The 19,826-nt window shown below is 63.4% G+C and carries 21 protein-coding genes and 1 tRNA gene; 13 read left to right on the top strand and 9 right to left on the bottom strand.

Annotation, left to right across the window (positions count from 1 at the left end):
- Window positions 1–90: 90 nt before the first annotated feature.
- Window positions 91–177, bottom strand: a tRNA-Leu gene (locus B5F27_RS10050).
- Window positions 178–403: 226 nt separating this feature from the next.
- Between B5F27_RS10050 and B5F27_RS16540 the strand changes: the two genes are divergently transcribed.
- Complete coding sequence (locus B5F27_RS16540) at window positions 404–586, top strand: hypothetical protein (protein ID WP_144066507.1); 183 nt, start codon at window positions 404–406, stop codon at window positions 584–586.
- A gap of 75 nt (window positions 587–661) precedes the next feature.
- Complete coding sequence (locus tag B5F27_RS10045) at window positions 662–985, top strand: DUF6465 family protein (protein WP_087367212.1); 324 nt, start codon at window positions 662–664, stop codon at window positions 983–985.
- 182 nt (window positions 986–1,167) lie between these two features.
- Here B5F27_RS10045 and rbr read toward each other — a convergent pair whose 3' ends face one another.
- The 3 genes from rbr to rlmB form a co-directional block, all read right to left on the bottom strand.
- A complete protein-coding gene (gene rbr / locus B5F27_RS10040; RefSeq protein ID WP_087247718.1) occupies window positions 1,168–1,707 on the bottom strand; it encodes a rubrerythrin in 540 nt (179 codons plus the stop codon).
- Between the two features lie 173 nt (window positions 1,708–1,880).
- Window positions 1,881–4,829: a hypothetical protein gene (locus B5F27_RS10035; RefSeq protein WP_087367147.1), complete on the bottom strand. Its 2,949-nt coding sequence runs from the start codon at window positions 4,827–4,829 to the stop codon at window positions 1,881–1,883.
- 37 nt (window positions 4,830–4,866) lie between these two features.
- Window positions 4,867–5,694, bottom strand: a complete 828-nt coding sequence (gene rlmB / locus B5F27_RS10030) for a 23S rRNA (guanosine(2251)-2'-O)-methyltransferase RlmB (RefSeq protein WP_087247722.1) — start codon at window positions 5,692–5,694, stop codon at window positions 4,867–4,869.
- Window positions 5,695–6,488: 794 nt separating this feature from the next.
- Here rlmB and B5F27_RS10025 point away from each other — a divergent pair.
- Entirely contained in the window at window positions 6,489–7,358 is an 870-nt protein-coding gene (locus B5F27_RS10025) for a DNA glycosylase (RefSeq protein ID WP_242956794.1), read from the top strand.
- A gap of 107 nt (window positions 7,359–7,465) precedes the next feature.
- Entirely contained in the window at window positions 7,466–8,329 is an 864-nt protein-coding gene (gene fba, locus B5F27_RS10020; protein ID WP_087247726.1) for a class II fructose-1,6-bisphosphate aldolase, read from the top strand.
- A gap of 164 nt (window positions 8,330–8,493) precedes the next feature.
- Here the strand turns inward: fba and B5F27_RS10015 are convergent, their stop codons facing one another.
- Window positions 8,494–9,441, bottom strand: a complete 948-nt coding sequence (locus tag B5F27_RS10015) for a hypothetical protein (RefSeq protein ID WP_087367144.1) — start codon at window positions 9,439–9,441, stop codon at window positions 8,494–8,496.
- 122 nt (window positions 9,442–9,563) lie between these two features.
- Window positions 9,564–10,961, bottom strand: coding sequence for a cysteine--tRNA ligase (gene cysS, locus B5F27_RS10010; RefSeq protein ID WP_087247732.1), 1,398 nt, complete (start codon window positions 10,959–10,961; stop codon window positions 9,564–9,566).
- A gap of 169 nt (window positions 10,962–11,130) precedes the next feature.
- On the opposite strand from cysS, the gene asnA reads away from it, so the two are divergent.
- The gene (gene asnA, locus B5F27_RS10005; RefSeq protein WP_087367141.1) at window positions 11,131–12,144 is read left to right on the top strand and encodes an aspartate--ammonia ligase; all 1,014 of its coding nucleotides are present in this window, start codon (window positions 11,131–11,133) and stop codon (window positions 12,142–12,144) included.
- Window positions 12,145–12,202: 58 nt separating this feature from the next.
- On the opposite strand, the gene B5F27_RS10000 is transcribed toward asnA, so the two are convergent.
- The 3 genes from B5F27_RS10000 to B5F27_RS09990 all read right to left on the bottom strand — a co-directional run bounded on the left by B5F27_RS10000 (window position 12,203) and on the right by B5F27_RS09990 (window position 14,143).
- Window positions 12,203–12,406 carry a DUF378 domain-containing protein gene (locus tag B5F27_RS10000; RefSeq protein WP_087247736.1) on the bottom strand — a complete coding sequence of 68 codons (204 nt, stop codon included), beginning with the start codon at window positions 12,404–12,406 and terminating at the stop codon, window positions 12,203–12,205.
- 80 nt (window positions 12,407–12,486) lie between these two features.
- Window positions 12,487–13,854 carry a PFL family protein gene (locus B5F27_RS09995; protein WP_242956792.1) on the bottom strand — a complete coding sequence of 456 codons (1,368 nt, stop codon included), beginning with the start codon at window positions 13,852–13,854 and terminating at the stop codon, window positions 12,487–12,489.
- 19 nt (window positions 13,855–13,873) lie between these two features.
- Window positions 13,874–14,143, bottom strand: coding sequence for an ACT domain-containing protein (locus B5F27_RS09990; protein WP_087367138.1), 270 nt, complete (start codon window positions 14,141–14,143; stop codon window positions 13,874–13,876).
- A 214-nt stretch (window positions 14,144–14,357) separates the two neighbouring features.
- On the opposite strand from B5F27_RS09990, the gene B5F27_RS09985 reads away from it, so the two are divergent.
- The 8 genes from B5F27_RS09985 (at window position 14,358) to B5F27_RS09950 (ending at window position 19,573) form a co-directional block, all read left to right on the top strand.
- A complete protein-coding gene (locus B5F27_RS09985) occupies window positions 14,358–14,834 on the top strand; it encodes an Lrp/AsnC family transcriptional regulator (RefSeq protein ID WP_087247742.1) in 477 nt (158 codons plus the stop codon).
- Window positions 14,834–16,003 carry an aminotransferase class I/II-fold pyridoxal phosphate-dependent enzyme gene (locus B5F27_RS09980; RefSeq protein ID WP_087367135.1) on the top strand — a complete coding sequence of 390 codons (1,170 nt, stop codon included), beginning with the start codon at window positions 14,834–14,836 and terminating at the stop codon, window positions 16,001–16,003. Before B5F27_RS09985 ends, B5F27_RS09980 begins: the two co-directional genes overlap by 1 nt.
- A gap of 12 nt (window positions 16,004–16,015) precedes the next feature.
- Window positions 16,016–16,903 (top strand): 4-(cytidine 5'-diphospho)-2-C-methyl-D-erythritol kinase, encoded by an 888-nt coding sequence (gene ispE / locus B5F27_RS09975; RefSeq protein WP_087367132.1) that lies wholly within the window; start codon window positions 16,016–16,018, stop codon window positions 16,901–16,903.
- 120 nt (window positions 16,904–17,023) lie between these two features.
- Window positions 17,024–17,665: a stage II sporulation protein R gene (locus B5F27_RS09970; RefSeq protein ID WP_242962155.1), complete on the top strand. Its 642-nt coding sequence runs from the start codon at window positions 17,024–17,026 to the stop codon at window positions 17,663–17,665.
- 49 nt (window positions 17,666–17,714) lie between these two features.
- Complete coding sequence (locus B5F27_RS17420) at window positions 17,715–18,188, top strand: peptidoglycan-binding protein (RefSeq protein WP_087367129.1); 474 nt, start codon at window positions 17,715–17,717, stop codon at window positions 18,186–18,188.
- 102 nt (window positions 18,189–18,290) lie between these two features.
- Complete coding sequence (locus B5F27_RS09960) at window positions 18,291–18,632, top strand: hypothetical protein (RefSeq protein WP_087367126.1); 342 nt, start codon at window positions 18,291–18,293, stop codon at window positions 18,630–18,632.
- A 100-nt stretch (window positions 18,633–18,732) separates the two neighbouring features.
- Window positions 18,733–18,990: a PC4/YdbC family ssDNA-binding protein gene (locus tag B5F27_RS09955; RefSeq protein WP_087249678.1), complete on the top strand. Its 258-nt coding sequence runs from the start codon at window positions 18,733–18,735 to the stop codon at window positions 18,988–18,990.
- Window position 18,991: 1 nt separating this feature from the next.
- Window positions 18,992–19,573 carry a hydrolase gene (locus tag B5F27_RS09950; RefSeq protein WP_087367123.1) on the top strand — a complete coding sequence of 194 codons (582 nt, stop codon included), beginning with the start codon at window positions 18,992–18,994 and terminating at the stop codon, window positions 19,571–19,573.
- The last annotated feature ends 253 nt before the right edge of the window (window positions 19,574–19,826 follow it).

The raw sequence follows: 19,826 nt of genomic DNA, 5'->3' as shown, positions 1-19,826 counted from the left end.
CGTCGAGAAAAAGAAAGGGCCCGGGCGCACCGCCCGGACCCAGCCGACAAAACAAAAAGCCCGGAATCCAACGGATTCCGGGCCTGCATCTGGTGCCGGTGGTGGGGGTCGAACCCACACGTGTGATTAGCACAAGGGATTTTGAGTCCCCCTCGTCTGCCATTCCGACACACCGGCTTATCTTCTACGTTATTATAGCGTATTTGGAGGTCAAAATCAAGCGGAAAGTTTCTCGCCCCGGATTTTGCGCCGGGCGTCCCGCCCATGCGGCCGGGTGTCTGCGCCGGGGCGGCGTCATTTGTCGCCTGTTCCGGCTCTGGGCCGGGGGCCGCGGAACGGCCGGGTTTCCCCCGGCGGCCCGGCTTTTGACCGCGCCGTAAAACACAGATCGGGGATTTTGTTTGTGGCCCGAAAGCAGTTTCCCGCCGCCGGCGGCGGGGCGATGGTTTATGGGGCGGAAATGGCAAAAGCAGGCAGCACAGGATCTTTTTCACAGCCAGGTATTTATGGGGTTATTTCTGGGCGCTGCGGGGCATCTTTTTTCAAAAAAGACTTTACAAATGAAGCACAACTTTATATTATATAAATAGTCAGTGTTTCTGCCCCGCAGCCCGGGTGCTGCGGCGGTTCCCCATAAAAAACGAAAGAAAGGTGGATGGAAATGTCCGCAAAGAAAGCTGCCGCATCCGTCGATACGCCCCTGCCCGAAGTTCCGGCGCAAGATGCTCCGGCTTCTGAGCCCAAGCGCAAAACCCAGAAATCCGCAAAATCGACCCCGCGCCGGGGCCGCCCGCCTCTTTCTCCCGAGATCTATATCGAAACGGGCGGTCACCAGTACAACGTGACCGATATTGTGGAGCGGGCCAAGGCCGACTACCGTCTGACCCACAAGGTGGGTGTCCAGTCCTGCAAGATTTATATCAAGCCCGAGGACGGCGCCGCCTACTATGTGGTCAACAAGGTGGAAGGCAAACTGGATCTGTAACTTTCCGCACCGGCCTGGCCGCTTTGGTCCATCCGGCGCTCTGCGCCCGTCCCGGCCAGGTCCCTGCTTGCCTCCGAAGGTCCCGGCGGTTTTGACCGCCGCCGCACAGCAAAAAACTCCCCGATGCTTTGCAGCACCGGGGAGTTTTTATTTGATTTTGTTTTGCCCCTGGGGGTCAGAAATTAGTAGTTCTTGACCTTCAGCTCAAAGTAAGCCTGGGGATGTGCGCAGACGGGGCACTTCAGAGGAGCGGACTTGCCGATATAGGTGTAGCCGCAGTTGGAGCACTGCCAAACCTGCTGCTCCTCACGAGCGAAGACCTGATTGTTGGCCAGGTTCTCGGCCAGAGCCAGGTAGCGCTCCTCGTGCTCCTTCTCGATGCCGGCCACCATGGTGAACAGGGCAGCGATCTGGTTGAAGCCCTCCTCCTTGGCCTCCTGAGCCATACGGGGGTACATCTCGGTCCACTCGTCGTGCTCGCCGCCAGCTGCCATCTTCAGGCAGGTAGCGGTATCGGGGATCTCGCCGCCGTTCAGCAGCTTGAACCAGATCTTGGCGTGCTCCTTCTCGTTGTTGGCGGTCTCCTCAAAGATCTTGGCCATCTGGACATAGCCTTCCTTCTTTGCCTGGCTGGCAAAGTAGGTGTACTTGTTGCGGGCCTGGCTCTCGCCGGCAAATGCTTCCATCAGGTTTTTCTCGGTCTTGCTGCCCTTCAGTTCCATAAGTTGTCTCTCCTTTGTCGTTGATAGATTTGTTGAACGCTTGGTTTGCGTTGGGTTCATTTACTCGCTGCCTGCATCCAGGCTGTGGCTTTATTATACTTCAACGATGTTCCGAATTCAAGGGGTTTCGGGAAGTTTTTAAGAATAATTCTCATTTATTTCACAATAGGGTTTCAGTTGTGCTGTTTCATAGCGGCGACGGCGATTCCCAGGCCGCTCCAGGCGGCCTGATACATCAGAACCACCAGCAGAGACAGGGTGCCCACGCTGCCGGAATAGCTCAGCAGCAGGCCGATCAGGGCCGAGAAGCCCGTCGAGACCAGCTGGATCATGACGCCGGCCGATTCCGCCGCCTGGGCCCGCTGGGCGGCCCGCAGGCCGCCGGTGAGGCTGGTGAAGCCCTTCAGGTGCAGCATGCAGCTGGGAGCGTCGCTCACCGGGCTGATGGCCGGGGTCAGAGCGCTGCTCTGGGTCTCGTCCAGCACCGTAATCAGGCCCTCGGGCAGGTGGTAGGCCGCCGCAATCTTATCCGCCGTCAGGGAGGGGTCCTGGCAGGTGACCAGCACCCGGATGTTCTCCTTCTGCAGGATGGACAGGCAGCGGGCGGCGTGCTTGCCGCCGATATACCGCAGCACAAACATGGCGTACATATTGCCCGACACCGCCAGATACAGAATCTGCAGCTCGCCGTCCCGGGAATGCTGGGCCTCGTAGCTGGCCTCAGGCAGGGCAATCCCTTCCTGTTCCATATAGGCACGGGTGCCGATGAGGATGCGGTTGTTTTCGCACCAGGCCGAGAAGCCCAGACCGGTGTGGCGTTCCAAATCCTTCACCGGGGGCAGGATGTCGGTGCGGTCGGCGATGATGTGGCGGAACAGCTGGCTGAGGGTATTGCATCCCTGGTTCAGGACGCTGGCGGTATACAGAATGGCCCGGTCGATGCGGCCGCCCTTGAAGATACGGATATCTTCCAGCTGGGCGCTCTCGGGGGTGAACAGTTCCCCGGCGTCCACCTGGACGGTGTCGATGCCGTTCAGCTCTTCCACGCCGGCCCAGCCCGGAATCACCGCGCCCACGGCGCCTGCGGTCCGTTCGGTCCGCAGGGCGGTCAGGCCCGCAATCAGGGTGGAGGACAAAGGCGCGCCCAGGCAGAGGATGGAGGCGATGGCCGCTGCCCCGCCGTTGAACCCCTTGCCGGTCAGCAGCATATAGACGCCGCCCACCGCAGCGCATCCCAGCAGGACGCGGGAGAAGGTCTGGATCTTCTTTTCCCCGGTATGGGGGCCGAAGCTCTGGGCCAGGAAGGAGCCGTCCCCTTCCACGGGGCGGCTGAGGAGAATCCAGGGGTCCCTTGCCTCCTGGGCCGGGTCCAGACTGTGGATCAGTTCCTTGTCCTGCACCCGGTAGGCGCCCTCGTGGGCCACCCCGCTGGTGGCTACCTTATAACCATCCCGGACCGACACCGCTAGCAGGCGGCTGCCCAGGTTGTTCAGGAACAGGGCCAGAGCGGCCGCGCCGCTCATGAGGGTCAGGGTGGTACCCTGGTAGGCGGCGGGGTTCAGCAGGGCCACCAGAGACTGGAGCAGTGCCGCCGCGCCGGCCAGCGCCGGCATGGTGTCATAGGAGGGAGCTTTCACCAGGCCCAGCAGGCCCTCCCGCATGGTGTTGCGGGACACTGCCAGCGCCGCCGCCAACAGCAGCAGGTTGGCGCCCATAAAGGCCGCCGGGGCAGTATCGGGGCTGAGGCCTGCCATCCCGGGCAGGAAGCCCTCGTAAATAAACCCGGCCCAGATCAGGGCGGCGGCCAGAATGCCGCTGAGGGCACAGCGCAGATTCATGGCGGCCACGGTCTGGTCCAGAGCCTGGGCCGCCTCCTCGCCGGTCTGGGGCAGCTCGGCCTCGGCGGCCGGCTCCGAAGCGGGTTCCTCTTTGGCGGAGGTCTCGGCGGCGTGTTCAGGAGCGGTATGGGCTGCGGCGTGCTCCGCAGGAGCTGCCTCAACCCGGGCCTTTTTGCCCTTGCGGCGGCCCTTTGCCTTGACGGCTTGCTCGGGGGCGGAGGCCTGCTCTCCGGCGGAGGCGGGTTCCTCGCTGTCCTCGTGGAGTTCCAGGCTCATGGTGTCTTCCATGCCCTGGCCAAAGGCATCGCCCCGGGGCGCTTCATCCTCCCCTACGCCGAAGAAGTGGAAGCCGCCCACCTGCTGGGTGATCTCCTTGTCCTCCTCCGGCTGGACAACCTTCTTTTTCCGGGATGTGGGAATCCCCTTGCCGCCGTCCAGCATCCACTGGAGTTTTTCCCGCTCACTGCTGGGCGGGGCGGAAACGGGTTCCGGCTGGGCCGCAGCTGCGGCGGGTTTGGCGGCGGCTTTGGGGGCAGCCTCGGGGGCCGCACTCTGGGCCGGAGCGGCGGAGACGGACGTCTGCACCGGCTTGGCCGCCGGTTTGACCTGGGCGGCGGCCTTCACCGCCGGCGCTGCCTTGACCGGCTGAGCCGGAGCAGCGGGCCGGACGGTGGTCTGCGGTGCTGCCGAAGCGGCCGGCCGGGCGGCTGCCCGCCGGGCCTCGGCCCGTGCGGCCGCCGAGAGCGGGGGCTTTTCCAGCTCGGCGGCCAGTTTGGCGGCGGCGGAACCGGCTTCCTCCCGCTTTTCCTCGGGGGCAGAGACGGCCGGTTTGACGGCGGGTGCTGCCTGGACCGGTGTCCGGGCGGGTTCGGCCTTGGAGGCCGGGCGGGGGGCTTCCGGAGCCCGGACCGGCTTCTCGTTCGCGCCCTCCAGTTCCAGGGTCAATTCCTCCAGAGAGGGGGTGACCACCGGCGGTTCTTTGGCGGGGGCCGAGCTGTCCAGCATGATCTCGCCGGTGGGGGCGGGAGCAATGGGCGTCTCGGCCCAGAACAGCTCTTCCTCGGGTTCATTCTCCGGGGACAGGCCGCCGGCTTTCTCCTTCTTGCCGAAGAACCGGGCCAGCAGGCCGTGTTTGCGGTCGGGCTGGCTGGCGGCCCGGGTGGGGTTGATCATCTCCTCCGGCACCTGGGCCACGCTGGTGGTGAAAAACGTGTTGAACTTTTCTTTTTCCTTCTGTTCCATCTCCTGCCGGGTCATCTCCCGGCGTTCGGAATCCTTTGGCATCCTTGTCCCTCCCATCCGGGGGCTGTCTGGCCCTCGGTTATTTCACCGCGCCGGCGCGCTGGGTCTGAATCTCGTACAGAATGATCCCGGCTGCCACCGAAACGTTATAGCTGTCCACGCCGGTGTTGGCGGCGGCCATGTCCAGCCGCAGCACCCCGTCGCACCGCTTTTTCACTAGCTGCGACACCCCGCTGCCTTCACTGCCCAGCACCAGGGCGATGGGCCCGGTCAGGTTGTTTTTGCGCAGGGACACGCCGTCCATATCGGCGCAGTAGACAAAGACACCTTCCTCTTTCAGGCGGCGGATGGTCTCGCTGATGTTGACCACCCGGGCCACCGGCAGCCGTTCGGCGGCGCCGGCGCTGGCCTTGATGACGGTGGGGGTCACCGACGCGCCGCCCCGCTTGGGAATGATGATGCCATGGGCCCCGCACAGCAGCGCCGAGCGCATCACCGCGCCCAGGTTGTGGGGGTCCTCCATTCCGTCGCTGATGACCAGGAAGGGGGGCTCGCCCTTGCTGCGGGCGGCCTCCAGCATTTCTTCCACCTCCACATAGGCGATCTCGCTGGCAAAGGCCGCCACACCCTGGTGGCTCTCGGTGCCGGTCAGCAGCCGGAGCTTGTTGGGGTGCACCCGCTTGATGGTGGCGCCGGCCTCTTTGGCCAGGGCGGTATAATAGGATGCAACGGCCGGGGCCATCCCCTCGGCCAGCATGACGGTGTCCACACCGGCGCCGCTCTTGAGCAGCTCGGCCACCGGATTTTTCCCATAGACCAGGCGCTCGTTCGGCTGCGACTCCTGACCCTGCTGGGTCTTGTCAGCCCTGCTGCCCGGGCGGAGGCTGCGCGGTCTGTTTTCTTGCATGATATGTCCTCCTGTATCTGCCGCATGGGCCAAAAGCCGCGGCAAAATGATAATCTATGGTAAAGTATAACATAAGCCGCGCGGTATTGCTAGGGTGTATCTGAGAATGCAAACATGCTGAATCGTTCGTCCCAAAGATACAGCTGCAAGGCGCAGGAGCGCCGCACTCCTTGGTGGAATGCAAGCGACTGCAACGCGGCAGATGCGCTTTGGGGCAGAATGAGACAGCGTGGAGGTGTTTTCAGATACGCCCAGGTGTATCTGCGATGTTAAGAAACGCCCGCCCGGCCCCCGGGCCGGGATTTTCCCGCCGGGTGCGGACGGGCAGAACCGGGGGTTTCTTCCTTTTTCAGGGAGTATGGGCCATCAGCCCTGCACCCATACCGCAGGCCGCCGGAAAGGCAAAAGTTTTCAACATTCGGGCCCATATACGAGTTGTAAACGGGTCCTGATTTTTCCACAAGTTGAAAACACGGTGGAAAAAGTGAAAAACTTTAGCCTCAAAGCCCCTTTCCGGTGTGGAATTCAACCCTTTCAACCAACTTTTCAACCATTCCACCGGAAAGCCCCCGCGACTGCGGGTTACGATTTGTATTTTTCAAGATGGAAAGCTGACTATTTTCGAGCCCGAAATTTGGCCCGCTTTGCAGAAAATGCCGACATCCCTTTGACGAATGTGATATACTGTTGAAAAGACTGTGAAAAATTCCGCCCCCTGCCCCGCCGCCTTTTTCCACCCGGGCGGTGCAAAACCGGCTCCGGGGGCGTTGGTCACACCAAAGGAGGACACCCATTTGGAATGGAACGCACAGGGCCTTTCCCTGGCCCAGACCCTGGACTGCGGGCAGTGTTTCCGCTGGCAGCCCCAGCCCGACGGCAGCTGGACCGGCATTGTGGAGGGCCGGGCGGTGCAGGTCCGGGAAACCGCCGGGGACCGGCTGGAAATCACCGGCCTGGCCGGGCCCGACCCCGCCGCCGAGCCGGAATTCTGGGCCGGATATTTCGCGCTGGACCTGGACTATCCCCGGCTGCTGGAACAGATGCGGGCCGCCCACCCGGGGCTGGCCGGCTGCATCGACTGCGCCCCGGGCATCCGGGTGCTGCGGCAGCCCTTTTTTGAGACGCTGATTACCTTTTTAATCAGCCAGAACAACAACATCCCCCGGATCAAGGGGATTGTGGACCGGCTCTGCCGAGGTCTGGGGGAACCGCTGGACGACAGCGGGGAGCGGTACGCCTTCCCCACCGCCCAGCGCCTGGCCCCGCTGGCCGAGGAAGACCTGGCCTTTCTGCGGGCCGGATGGCGCAGCGGCTACATTCTGGACGCCGCCCGCCGGGTGGCCGCCGGGGACCTGACCGAGGCCCAGCTGCGGGCCCTGCCTCTGGCCGAGGCCAAAGCCAAACTGATGGAGGTCCGCGGCGTGGGCCCCAAGGTGGCCGACTGCGTTTTGCTGTACGGGCTGGGGCGCTGGGAGGCCTACCCCATCGACGTGTGGATTCGCCGGGCGGACCAGACCCTGTTCACCGCCCGGGTCAAGGACCCCGCCGCCTACCTGAACCGGAAAACCGGCGGCTATGCCGGCATCGCCCAGCAGTATATCTTCGCCTGGGCCCGCACCACGGGTTTGACAAAAAAAACACATAAAAACCGGGCTTGTGATTGATTTTGGCTTCTGTTTCGGTTATACTGGAGAAGCAGGGGTCCGCCAGGACGGCGGACAAGCTGAGTCTATGTTTTTTCATAGGAAAATAGATGCTGGAGGTAAGAACAATGCTGGTAAATGCAACTGAAATGCTTCTGAAGGCTCGGGACGGCCACTATGGCGTGCCCCAGTTTAACATCAACAACCTGGAGTGGACCAAGGCAGTCCTGACTGCCTGCGAGGAGACCAAGAGCCCCGTCATCCTGGGTGTGTCCGAGGGCGCCGGCAAGTACATGACCGGCTTCAAGACCGTCGCTGCCATGGTCAAGGCCATGGTGGAGTCCATGAACATCACTGTCCCCGTGGCTCTGCACCTGGACCACGGCAGCTACGAGGGCTGCAAGGCCTGCGTTGAGGCCGGCTTCTCGTCCATCATGTTCGACGGCAGCCACTACCCCATCGAGGAGAACGTGGAGAAGACCAAGGAGCTGGTGGCTCTGGCTCACGCTCACGGCATGTCCATCGAGGCTGAGGTGGGTTCCATCGGCGGCGTCGAGGACGGCGTCGTGGGCACCGGCGAGATCGCTGACCCCGCTGAGTGCGCCCGCATCACCGAGCTGGGCGTCGACTTCCTGGCTGCCGGCATCGGCAACATCCACGGCGTCTACCCCGCCAACTGGAAGGGCCTGGACTTTGAGGCTCTGGACCGCATCCACAAGGCCACCAACAACATCCCCCTGGTCCTGCACGGCGGCACCGGCATCCCCGACGAGATGATCGCAAAGGCCATCAGCCTGGGCGTCTGCAAGATCAACATCAACACCGAGTGCCAGCTGGTCTTCGCTGAGGCTACCCGCAAGTATATCGAGGCTGGCAAGGATCAGCAGGGCAAGGGCTTCGACCCCCGCAAGCTGCTGGCTCCCGGCTCTCAGGCCATCATCGACAAGTGCAAGGAGAAGATCGAGCTGTTCGGCTGCGCCGGCAAGGGCTGATTTCTTCCTGAACTGAAAAGCACGTAAGCAGCCCCGCCGCAGGGAAGTTCCTCTGCGGCGGGGTTTTCGTTTTATCCGGGGGCGCGGACGGCGCAAAGAAAGACCCCGCCGGGCCGGGCTTGTCCGGTCGGCGGGGTCTTTTGGGTCATGCGCTGGTGCGGGGATCAGCCGGTGATGGTGAAGCTGCGGCTGATGTTGGCCGCCTTGTAGTTGCCCTCCACCACAGCGGTCTGGACGTATTCGCCCGGCTCGGTGGGAGGCTCGGTGGTGGTCGTGCTGCCCAGGCCCAGGAAACCGCCCTTCTTCTTATAGGTATAAGAGACCTTGGGGTTTTCCAGGACGGCGCCGTCCACTTCCACTACTACGGCGAAGTTGAAGTTCTGTGCCTCCGCAACGGTCATGGTGGCGGGAGTCTGCTGGGTCCAGTACTGCCGGACGCCCTCACTCTTGCGGGCCACCTTGAAGAAGGCCAGGCCGCCGGTGTTGACATCGCCCTTGTTCAGGGTGACCGCGCCGGCCACATAGTTGCCGGAATCCACAGGCTGCTCATCCACATAGATGTGGGTGACCAGGTCCTCGGGCAGGTAGCGGCGGATCAGTTCCAGCGCGCCGTTCATACCCGAGACCACGTCCTGCAGCGCCGGTACATAGTACTGCAGCACAGCCATCAGGGAGGTCAGCTCCTCGGCCACCCGGATCAGGACGCTGACGTCGTTGCCGTCAATCAGCTGTTTCAGGTAGCGGTAGAGGTTGAAGTTCTTGGTGTTGGCGGGGTCTGCCGACATGGAGGACGGCAGGGGGATCAGCTCGAGCAGGATGCGGACCTTCTCGGGCATAAGCAGGGTGACAAAGCCCTTTGCCTCGCCGCTGATGCCCAGGACCACAGCGATGTACTGCGTATCCTCGGGGGTGGCGCGGATGGTCACATTGATGGGCGAACCATAGACAGCGTTGTCTGTGGCCTCAATGCGGATGGCAACCAGTGCGTTGTCTTCCTTCAGGGCCTGGACGGCGGGCTGTTCGGTGTTGGAAGCCGCCGCCAGGGCCGGCACAGTCGCTGTACAGGCCATGACGGCTGCAAGCGCCAGTGCGGCGATCCGTTTTCTCAGCATAATGTCCCTCCTTACAAAAAGCAGGTGATATAGGGGCATGCCCCGCTTTTATTTTACAGCAAAGCGCAGTTTCGGTCAATGACGGGATTATACTGCCCTTGCTTTCCCTATTTTGGGAAGTTTTAGATCCGGCTCAGCTGGGGACCCTGGGCGGTGTCCTTGACGGCCCAGCCCTTGGCGGTGATCTCGGCCCGCAGGGCGTCGGCGGTGGCCCAGTCCTTGGCCTTCTTGGCGGCGGCCCGCTTTTCCACCAGCTCCATCACGTCGGCGGGGACCTCGTCCTTCTTCCGGTTGTACAGCAGGCCCAGCACCCCGGCCAGCTCGTCAAAGGCGGCGGCGGCGGTCTCCAGGGCCTCCTTGGTGGAGGAAGCCGACAGGGTGTTGATCTCCTTCACCAGGTCGAACAGAGCGGCCAGCGCGTCGGGGGTGTTCAGGTCGTCGTCCATGGCGGTGCAGAACTTCTGGCGGGCGGCGGCAGCCTTCTCCTTCAGGGTCTCGTCGGCGCCGAAGCTGCCCTGGCTCAGGACGAAGTCCAGGTTCTCCCGGCAGGTGTACAGCCGCTCCAGGCTGTTCTTGCAGCTCTCGATCAGGTCCACGGTGTAGTTCAGGGGCATCCGGTAGCCGGCGGTCAGCATGAAGTAGCGGATGGGCTCATAGCCGTAGATGTTGGCCACATCCCGCACCGTGAAGAAGTTGTGCAGGCTCTTGGACATCTTCTGATTGTCCACGTTGATGAAGCCGTTGTGCATCCAGTAGCGGGCAAAGGTGCAGCCGTTGGCGCACTCGCTCTGGGCGATCTCGTTCTCGTGGTGGGGGAAGATCAGATCCTGGCCGCCGCAGTGGAGGTCGATGGTCTTGCCCAGGTGGGTGCGGCTCATGGCGCTGCACTCAATGTGCCAGCCGGGACGGCCGGGGCCGTAGGGGCTGTCCCATGCGGGCTCGCCGGGCTTGGCGGCCTTCCAGACGGCGAAGTCGGCGGGATCTTCCTTCAGGTCGTCATCCATCTGGCTGCGCAGGGCGCGGTTGCCGCTCTCCAGGTCGTCCAGATTCAGGTGGCTCAGCTTGCCGTAGCCCTCGTCGCTGCGGACCCGGAAGTACACGTCCCCGTTGCGGGCCACATAGGCGTGGCCGCTGGCGATCAGGTCGGCCACGATGTCCAGAATCTGCTGGACGTGCTCGGTGGCACGGGGCTGGACGGTGGGAGGCAGGCAGTTCAGGCCGGCGGCATCCTTCTTGTACTCGGCCTCAAAGCGCTGGGCCACCTCCTGCATGGAGGTGCCTTCCTCTTTGGCGCGGGTAATCAGCTTGTCGTCGATGTCGGTGATGTTGGACACGTACAGCACCTTGTTGCCCCGGTACTCCAGGTAGCGGCGCAGGGTGTCAAAGACGATCAGGGGCCGGGCGTTGCCGATGTGGATGTAATTGTAAACGGTGGGGCCGCAGACATAAATGCGGTAGACTCCAGGCTCCTGGGGGATAAACTCTTCCTTTTGCCTGGTGAGGGTATTAAAAATCTGCATGGCAGCTCTCTCCTTTTTTCGTTGCACAAAATGTGTTGCCTTCATTATACCGCCGCGCGGCCTTTGTTGCAACCCTGCCCCTTTACAATCGTCCCTTCTTGTGCGATAATTTGTAATATCCATGGCGCGCCGGTGCGCGGCGTGCTCTGTGTGAAAAGGGGAAAGTATTATGAGCAACATCATCCTGCCTGCGGGCTACAAGCCCGCCCTCAACCTCTACGACACCCAAATGGCCATCGGCACCGTCAAGCGGCTGTTTGCCGATACCCTGTGTGCCACCCTGAACCTCCGCCGTGTGTCGGCCCCTCTGTTTGTGGAGGCGTCCACCGGCCTCAACGACGACCTGAACGGCGTGGAGCGGAAGGTATCCTTTGACATGAAGGACACCGGCGTCACCGCCGAGGTGGTCCAGTCCCTGGCCAAGTGGAAGCGCAAAGCCCTGAAGGACTACGATTTCCATGTGGGCAAGGGCCTGTACTGCGACATGAACGCCATCCGCCGGGACGAGGAGCTGGACAACCTCCACTCGGTCTATGTGGACCAGTGGGACTGGGAGAAGGTGATCCGTGAGGAGGACCGGAACCTGGACTACCTGAAGAACGTGGTGCGGGCCATCGTGTCGGCGGTGTGCGCCACCGAGATGAACCTCCACGCCATGTTCCCCCAGCTGCAGGAGCTGCCCCTCCACAACCCCAACGTGACCTTCATCACCAGCCAGGAGCTGGAGGACCTGTACCCCGACCTGACCCCCAAAGAGCGGGAAAACGCCTTTGTCAAGGAACACGGCACCACCTTCCTGATGCAGATTGGCCGCAAGCTGCGCAGCGGCAAGCCCCACGACGGCCGGGCCCCCGACTACGACGACTGGGACCTGAACGGCGACCTGCTGTTCTGGAACGACCCGCTGGAGTGCAGCTATGAGCTGAGCAGCATGGGCATCCGTGTCAGCCCCGAGAGCCTGGACCGCCAGCTCACCGAGGCCGGCTGCGACGACCGCCGCACCCTGCCCTTCCACAAGGCCCTGCTGGCCGGCGAGCTGCCCTACACCATCGGCGGCGGCATCGGCCAGAGCCGGCTGTGCATGCTGCTGCTGGGCAGCGCCCACATCGGCGAAGTCCAGGCCACCGTCTGGGACGCCCACACCCGGGAAGCCTGCGCCAAGGCCGGCATCCCCCTGCTGTAATCCTGTCTGAGCCAAAAGGGCCTGCCCCGTCTTTGCGGGAGCAGGCCCTTTTTCCGTGTTATTCTTCTGCCATGTTGCTGAACAGGCCCGGGATGCCGCACAGGGCGGCTGCACCCACCACCGTGAACACGATGCGGGACCACAGCGAGGTGCTGCCGCCCAGCAGCCAGCCAACCAGGTCGAACTGAAACAGTCCGATCAGACCCCAGTTGATGCCGCCGACGATCATCAGACACAAACAGATTTTATAAAAGGTCTGCACAAAAAGCCCCCCTTCCTGCCGGTATCTTGCCCGGGGGAAGGGGGTTTTATGCACAGACGGGGCCGAAAGCCCGGCTCCGTTTAGTTTTTCAGGGACTGCATGGGGGCGGGCAGGCGGCCGCCGCGGTTGATGAACACCGAGGGGTCTTTCTGGTTGATGGGCATGATGGGGCCATAGCCCAGCAGCCCGCCAAAGTCCAGCACCTCGCCGGCCTTGCGGCCGATGGCGGGGATGACGCGGACGGCGGTGGTCTTGGAGTTGACCATGCCGATGGCGGCCTCGTCGGCGATCAGGCCGCTGATGACCGAGGCGGGGGTGTCGCCGGGGATGATGACCATATCAATGCCCACGCTGCAGACCGCGGTCATGGCTTCCAGCTTCTCGATGGTCAGGCAGCCGGTCTCGGCGGCATGGATCATGCCGGCGTCCTCGCTGACCGGGATGAAGGCGCCCGACAGGCCGCCCACGTGGTTGGAGGCCATGACGCCGCCTTTCTTGACGGCATCGTTCAGCAGGGCCAGGCAGGCGGTGGTGCCGCAGCAGCCGCAGGTCTCCAGGCCCATCTCCTCCAGAATGTTGGCCACGCTGTCGCCGATGGCGGGGGTGGGGGCCAGGGACAGGTCGATGATGCCGGCGGGGACGCCCAGCTCACGGGAGACCAGGTTGGCCACCAGCTGGCCCACACGGGTGATCTTGAAGGCGGTGCGCTTGACCAGGTTGGCCACCTCGTCGATGGGGGCGTCCTTGGGCAGGCGGGCCAGGGCGGCGCGGACGGCGCCGGGGCCCGAAACGCCCACGTGAATCTCACAGTCGGGCTCGCCTGCGCCGTGGAAGGCGCCGGCCATAAAGGGGTTGTCCTCGGGCGCGTTGCAGAAGACCACCAGCTTGGCGGCGCCGATGCACTGGCGGTCGGCGGTCAGCTCGGCGGTCTTGCGGACGGCCTGGCCCATCAGCTTGACGGCGTCCATGTTCAGGCCGGCTTTGGTGGCGCCGATGTTCACCGAGCTGCACACAATGTCGGTCTGGGCCAGGGCCCGGGGAATGGACTCAATCAGCCGCTTGTCGCCGGCCGAAAAGCCCTTGTGCACCAGAGCGGTGTAGCCGCCCACAAAGTTGACGCCCACGGCCTTGCCGGCGGCGTCCAGGGTCTTGGCAAAGTCCACCGGATCGGCGTCGGGGCAGGCCCCCAGCAGCATGGCGATGGGGGTGACGCTGATCCGCTTGTTGATGATGGGAATGCCGTACTCCTCCGAGATGGCATCCACCGTGGACACCAGCTTGGCGGCACGGGTGGTGATCTTGCGGTAGATCTTCTCACAGGCCCGGGCCGGGTCGGGGTCGATGCAGTCCAGCAGGCTGATGCCCATGGTCACGGTGCGGACGTCCAGGTTCTCCTGGGTGAACATCTCAATGGTTTCGAGGATATCCCCCGTGTTGAACATACTCATTTGATGTACTCCCCTCCCGTCAGATGGTGTGCATGGCGTCAAAGACTTCCTGCCGGGTCAGGGTGATCTGCATATCCATCTCACCGGCCAGGGCGTCGATGCGGCGGCGCAGCTCCTCATGGCTCACATTGCAACCGCCCAGATCCACCAGCATAATCATGGCGAACATACCCTGCAGAATGCTCTGGGTGATGTCCTCGATGTTGATGCCCAGCTCGCTGCACAGGCTGGATACACGGGCGACAACGCCTACGGTGTCTTTGCCGACGACAGTAATAAACGCTTTCATATTCCGTCCCTCTTCTCACTTGCAGGCAAATGGCGGGGCCGGGCGGCCCCTCAACGTATTTAGTATAGCAGATTTGACGAATTTTGAACACTCCTTTTAGAAAAAAAGGCGAACCGCCCCTTTCACTCCCCCAAACCACCCAAAAAGCAGGTGCAATCCGGCCGGGGGTGTGCTATACTTGTTTTATTCTGTTAAAGAGAAGGAGTGTAAGGATATGGAACAGCTTTTGAAATTACTGGAAAACAACGCCCGCCTCCCCCTGGAGGACATTGCGGCCATGCTGGACAAACCGGTGGACGAGGTTGCCGCCCTGATGGACGAAGCCGCCGCCAAGGGCTATATCAAGGGCTACAAGACCCTGGTGGACTGGGAAAAAGTCGGGGTTGACCTGGTGGAAGCCGTCATCGAGCTCCACGTCTCCCCCAAGAAGAGCCGCGGCTTCGATGAGATTGCCACCACCATCGCCTCCTTCGACGAGGTGGAGAGCGTGCTGCTGATGAGCGGCGGCTACGATTTGCAGCTGGTGATCCGGGGCAAGACCTTCCAGGAGGTGGCCCTGTTTGTGGCCAAGCGCCTGTCCCCCCTGGACGACGTGCTGTCCACCGCCACCCATTTTGTCCTCCGCATCTACAAGCGGGAGGGCAAGCTCTACCAGCTGGAAGAGATCGACGAAAGAGAGTGCGTACTGTGATGGACTACGATAAGCTGATTGCGCCTGCTGCGGCGGCCATGCGTCCGTCCGGCATCCGCAAATTTTTCGACCTGGCCGCCGAGATGCCCGAGTGCATCAGCCTGGGCGTCGGCGAGCCCGACTTCAAGACCCCCTGGGCCATCCGGGAGGCCGGCATCGAATCCCTGGAGATGGGCCACACCAAGTACACCTCCAACGCCGGCCTGAAGGAGCTGCGGATCGAAATTTCCCGCTATCTGGAGCGGCGGATGGACCTGCGCTATGACCCCATGCGGGAAATCCTGGTGACGGTGGGCGGCAGCGAGGCCATCGACATGTGCATCCGGGCCCTCATCTCCCCGGGGGACGAGGTCATCATCCCCGAGCCCTGCTTTGTCTGCTATGACCCCATCACCACCCTGTCGGGGGGCGTGCCGGTGCATCTGCCCTGCCGCCGGGAGGACCAGTTCCGCCTGAACGCCGAGGCCCTGCGCCAGGCCATCACCCCCAAAACCAAGCTGCTGATCATGCCCTTCCCCAACAACCCCACCGGCGCAGTCATGAGCCGGGAGGACCTGGAAGCGGTGGCTGAGGTGCTGCAGGGCACCGACATCATCGTCCTGTCGGATGAGATTTACGCCGAGCTGACCTACGGCCCCCGCCACGTGTCCATCGCCTCCCTGCCGGGGATGCGGGAGCGGACCATCGTGGTCAACGGCTTCTCCAAGAGCTACGCCATGACCGGCTGGCGCCTGGGCTACGCCTGCGGCCCCGAGCCCATCATCAAGGTCATGACCAAGATTCATCAGAGCGCCATCATGAGCGCCCCCACCACCAGCCAGTACGCCGCCATCGTGGCCCTGCGGGAGTGCGACAACGAGATCGAGCGGATGCGCGAGGAGTACAACATGCGCCGCCGCCTGGTGGTCAAGGGCTTCAACGATCTGGGCCTGACCTGCTTTGAGCCCCAGGGCGCGTTCTACACCTTCCCCTGCATCCAGTCCACCGGCATGACCAGCCAGGAATTCTGCACCACCCTGCTGCAGGAAAAACATGTGGCTCTGGTGCCGGGCGACGCCTTTGGCGCGTCGGGCGAGGGCTTCTGCCGGGTGTCCTATGCCTATTCGGTGGACCATCTGCGGGAGGCTCTGCGCCGCATCGCCGCCTTTTTACAGGAACGGGCCAAGTAAGGAGGAACACCCATGGCAGCACCCCTTCAGAGCGTCAGCGTCCTGGCTCCGGCCAAGCTGAATCTCTCCCTGGACGTGGTGGGCATCCTGTCGGGCGGCTACCACGCCCTGGATATGGTCATGCAGGCGGTCAACCTGTACGAGCAGGTGACCCTCCGGCGCAGCGAGGACCTGGTCCTGCGGCTCCCCGGCACCCGGATTCCCACCGGGCCCAAAAACACCGCCTACAAGGCCGCTCTGGCCTTTTTCCACTACACCGGCCTGCTGGCCGGGGCTGACATCACCATCCGCAAGACCGTCCCGGTGCGGGCCGGCATGGCGGGCGGCTCCGCCGATGCCGCCGCCGTTCTGGTGGGCCTCAATGCCCTCTATGGCGCCCATCTGTCCATGACCGAACTGTGCGCCCTGGGGGCCTCGGTGGGGGCGGACGTTCCCTTTGCCCTGATGGGCGGCACCTGCCGGGTTCAGGGTCTGGGGGACCTCATCAAGGCCCTGCCCCCCTGCCCCGACTGCTGGTTTACGGTGGTGATGCCGGGCTACGGCATCTCGACCCCGGCTGCCTTCGCGGCCTACGACGAGATCGGTTCCCCCACCCATCCCGACTGTGCCGCCCAGGAGGAGGCCATCCGGGCCGGGGATCTGGGCGGGATCTGTGACGCCGCCGGCAACGCTTTGGAAGTCTGCGCCGGCGGAGCGGACACCGCCTCCCTCAAGGAGGCCCTCACCGCCCACGGTGCCCGGGCTGCCCTGATGACTGGCAGCGGCGCGGCGGTCTTTGGCATCTTTGACGCCGAGGAAACCGCCTGTCAGGCCGCCGCGGCTCTGGAGGCTCCCGGCCGCCAGGTCTATGTCCTTCGCCCCGACCGGGGCGGGGCACGGGTGGTCAAGGTCACCCGCTGAACACAATACACATCCGGGCGGCACAGGAAAAAATTTCCTGTGCCGCCTTTCTGCTGGCATAAAGCAGGGGCGGCGGGCCCATACTTCCGGCAAATCCACCGGAAAGGGGCCTGCCGCCTTATGTATTCCTCCCAAAACGTACTTACCCGCACCCAGATGCTGACCCTATGCCTGGCCCTGTTGGGCGGGCTGTTTCTGGCCTGGGCCGCCGGCTGGTGGGACACCCAGCAGCAGACCGGCGAGGCCCTCCGGGCCGACACCATCCGGCTCCACGTCCGGGCGGACAGCGATTCGGTTCTGGACCAGACCTGCAAGCTGGCGGTCCGGGACACCCTGCTGGAGCTGACCCAACATCTCTACCAGGACGCCTCCACCGCCGCCGAGGCCCGCACCCTGGCGGGCCGGCATCTGGTGGACATCCAGTGGACCGCCCAGCAGACCCTGGCCCGGCTGGGCGCCGCCCGGGCCGTCCGGGTGAGCCTGGTGAACATGTACTTTGACACCACCCATTACGGCAGCTTCTCCCTGCCCGCCGGCCGCTACGATGCGGTGCGGGTGGACATCGGCGTGCCGGACAGCTACGGCCGGAACTGGTGGTGCGTCCTCTACCCCGGCCTGTGCACCACCGCCTGCGGCAGTTACGACGACCCCGCCGAAAACGACCTGATCTGCGGAGACTACATCCTCCGGCTGCGGGTGGTGGAGCTGTGGCAGCAGCTCACCGCCGACCGCCGGGACAAAACGCTGGTCACTTTGATGTAGCACATCTCCATCCCGCCGCATACACTGGGACAGGAGGTGGAATCACACAATGGCTAAACCCGCATATTATTCTCTGTCTCAGACCGGCTCCAACGGCCCCGATGTTGCTCTGATCCAGATCTGGCTCAACGGGGTGCGGGGCAACTGCACCCAGTATCCTGTCCTGACGGTGGACGGAGCCTTCGGCTCCTCGACCGCCAACGCCGTCAAACAGTTTCAGGTCATGAACAACCTGACCGCCGACGGCAAGGTGGGCCAGCAGACCTGGAACGCCCTGTACGACAAATACGCCGCCATCCACGGCGGCCAGGAGCAGTATCCCGGCATCAACATGAAGAGCGGCCAGAAGGGCGCCACCGTCAAGAGCGCTCAGCAGCGGCTGAACGCCAAGGGCGCCAGCCTCACCGCCGACGGCAAATTTGGCAGCAAGACCTATTCCGCAGTGGTCAGCTTCCAGAAAGCCAGCAGCCTGACCGCCGACGGCGTCATCGGACGCACCACCTGGACCAAACTGTACAACTAAGCCGGTCCCGGCCCGCAGACCTCTCACGGCCTGCGGGCCCTTTTTGTTGGAGCACATAATCCCCCGCCGGGCCGGGCACACTGGCAGCGGAGGTGTAGCTTTATGGTTTATTTTGCAAAACAATCCCATCAGGACGGGGACGCCCCCGCTGTGACGCCCCCGGCCCAGCCCCGGGAACCCGGCATCCCGGTGCCGCCGCCCGCCACCCAGACGCCCCATCCCTCCCCTTCCTGCGCGCCCCAGGGCCGGGTCCCCACCACCGACGGAACCCCCGCCCCCTGCCGCCAGAAAAACGCCGCCGGCTTTCTGGCGGGGGACACCCCCGGCGTGATGGCCACCTATGGCTCCGGCGGGCGGGAGCCTGACTCCCCCATCCCCACCCTGGAGAACGAGGACACCGTCCGGGACCTGGTCCGCTGGCGGCAGGAAGCCCCCTACGGCTGACCTACCTGAAAAATTTTTGCGTAACCCGTTGCAATCCGGGCCCGCTTCCTTTATTATGGTTAGTACGAACACCATTTGAAAGAAAGCAGGTAATGGCAAAATGGCAGAAATCAAGTACGACATCATCCAGAAGATCGCAGTCCTGTCCCAGCGGCCCCGGGGCTGGGAGCGCCAGCTCAACCTCATCAGCTGGAACGACGGCGAGCCCAAATACGACATCCGGGACTGGTCCCCGGACGGCACCCGGATGGGCAAGGGCATTTCCCTCAGCGCCGAGGAAATGGGCATCCTGAAGGGCATCCTGGAGGATATGGAGGAGATCACCGTCCCCGACGAGCCCGAGCTGCCGGAGGAATAACATGACCCAGCGGGAAGAATTCCTGTCCCTCTTCCGCCAGCACGTGACCCGGCCGGGGGCCGAGCGCCTGCTGGACTGGATGGACAACAACACCGACTTTTTCACCTGCCCGGCCTCCACCCGGTTCCACGGCGCCTGTGAAGGGGGCCTGTGCATGCACAGCCTCAACGTCTACCACGCCCTTCACGACAGCTTTTTCCAGGAGGGCGAGAGCGAGGAGAGCTTTGCCATCTGCGCCCTGCTCCACGACCTGTGCAAGGCCAACTACTACAAAGTCTCCTCCCGCAACGTCAAGAACGACGCCACCGGCCAGTGGGAAAAGGTCCCCTACTACTCGGTGGAGGACCAGTTCCCCTACGGCCACGGCGAAAAGAGCGTCTTTCTCATCGAGCGGTTCATGCGGCTCAAGACCGAGGAGGCGGTGGCCATCCGCTGGCACATGGGTGGCTTTGACGACTCGGCCCGGGGCGGCAGCTTTGCCATCTCGGAGGCCTACGACCGCTACCCCCTGGCCATCAAGCTCCACATTGCCGACCTGACGGCCACCTATCTGATGGAGCACCGCACCAGCAGCGTCCGGTGACGCTTTGGCCGGGGCGGCGGACGGTTCGCCCGCAACTCTCCTAACACAGCACAAAACCCCATTTCTTCCCCTGTTTCGGGGCGGAAATGGGGTTTTTCCGGTTTTGGGGCCGGGTATCGGCGCAAAAGAAAAGCCCCGCCGGGGTTGAACCGGTCCAAATTGTGTGGACAGTACAAAAAAGCCCCAAGTGTAGGAGATTAGGATTCAGCAGGAGTGGCGGAGCGTTAGCGGAGCCACTCCTGCTTTCGTTTGG

This window comes from Faecalibacterium sp. An192 (assembly GCF_002160175.1).
Classification (GTDB): Bacteria; Bacillota; Clostridia; order Oscillospirales; family Ruminococcaceae; genus Faecalibacterium.
This window is presented reverse-complemented; position numbering and strand designations above follow the sequence as displayed.

What these genes read in the sequence shown, in the direction of transcription:
- asnA (WP_087367141.1), top strand. Translation starts at nt 11,131, where the DNA reads ATGAGCAACATCATCCTGCCTGCGGGCTACAAGCCCGCCCTCAACCTC.
- B5F27_RS09970 (WP_242962155.1), top strand. Translation starts at nt 17,024, where the DNA reads ATGTATTCCTCCCAAAACGTACTTACCCGCACCCAGATGCTGACCCTA.
- B5F27_RS09980 (WP_087367135.1), top strand. Translation starts at nt 14,834, where the DNA reads ATGGACTACGATAAGCTGATTGCGCCTGCTGCGGCGGCCATGCGTCCG.
- cysS (WP_087247732.1), bottom strand. Translation starts at nt 10,961, where the DNA reads ATGCAGATTTTTAATACCCTCACCAGGCAAAAGGAAGAGTTTATCCCC.
- B5F27_RS17420 (WP_087367129.1), top strand. Translation starts at nt 17,715, where the DNA reads ATGGCTAAACCCGCATATTATTCTCTGTCTCAGACCGGCTCCAACGGC.
- B5F27_RS10015 (WP_087367144.1), bottom strand. Translation starts at nt 9,441, where the DNA reads ATGCTGAGAAAACGGATCGCCGCACTGGCGCTTGCAGCCGTCATGGCC.
- B5F27_RS09985 (WP_087247742.1), top strand. Translation starts at nt 14,358, where the DNA reads ATGGAACAGCTTTTGAAATTACTGGAAAACAACGCCCGCCTCCCCCTG.
- fba (WP_087247726.1), top strand. Translation starts at nt 7,466, where the DNA reads ATGCTGGTAAATGCAACTGAAATGCTTCTGAAGGCTCGGGACGGCCAC.
- B5F27_RS09995 (WP_242956792.1), bottom strand. Translation starts at nt 13,854, where the DNA reads ATGAGTATGTTCAACACGGGGGATATCCTCGAAACCATTGAGATGTTC.
- rlmB (WP_087247722.1), bottom strand. Translation starts at nt 5,694, where the DNA reads ATGCAAGAAAACAGACCGCGCAGCCTCCGCCCGGGCAGCAGGGCTGAC.
- rbr (WP_087247718.1), bottom strand. Translation starts at nt 1,707, where the DNA reads ATGGAACTGAAGGGCAGCAAGACCGAGAAAAACCTGATGGAAGCATTT.
- ispE (WP_087367132.1), top strand. Translation starts at nt 16,016, where the DNA reads ATGGCAGCACCCCTTCAGAGCGTCAGCGTCCTGGCTCCGGCCAAGCTG.
- B5F27_RS09950 (WP_087367123.1), top strand. Translation starts at nt 18,992, where the DNA reads ATGACCCAGCGGGAAGAATTCCTGTCCCTCTTCCGCCAGCACGTGACC.
- B5F27_RS09960 (WP_087367126.1), top strand. Translation starts at nt 18,291, where the DNA reads ATGGTTTATTTTGCAAAACAATCCCATCAGGACGGGGACGCCCCCGCT.
- B5F27_RS09955 (WP_087249678.1), top strand. Translation starts at nt 18,733, where the DNA reads ATGGCAGAAATCAAGTACGACATCATCCAGAAGATCGCAGTCCTGTCC.
- B5F27_RS09990 (WP_087367138.1), bottom strand. Translation starts at nt 14,143, where the DNA reads ATGAAAGCGTTTATTACTGTCGTCGGCAAAGACACCGTAGGCGTTGTC.
- B5F27_RS10035 (WP_087367147.1), bottom strand. Translation starts at nt 4,829, where the DNA reads ATGCCAAAGGATTCCGAACGCCGGGAGATGACCCGGCAGGAGATGGAA.
- B5F27_RS10045 (WP_087367212.1), top strand. Translation starts at nt 662, where the DNA reads ATGTCCGCAAAGAAAGCTGCCGCATCCGTCGATACGCCCCTGCCCGAA.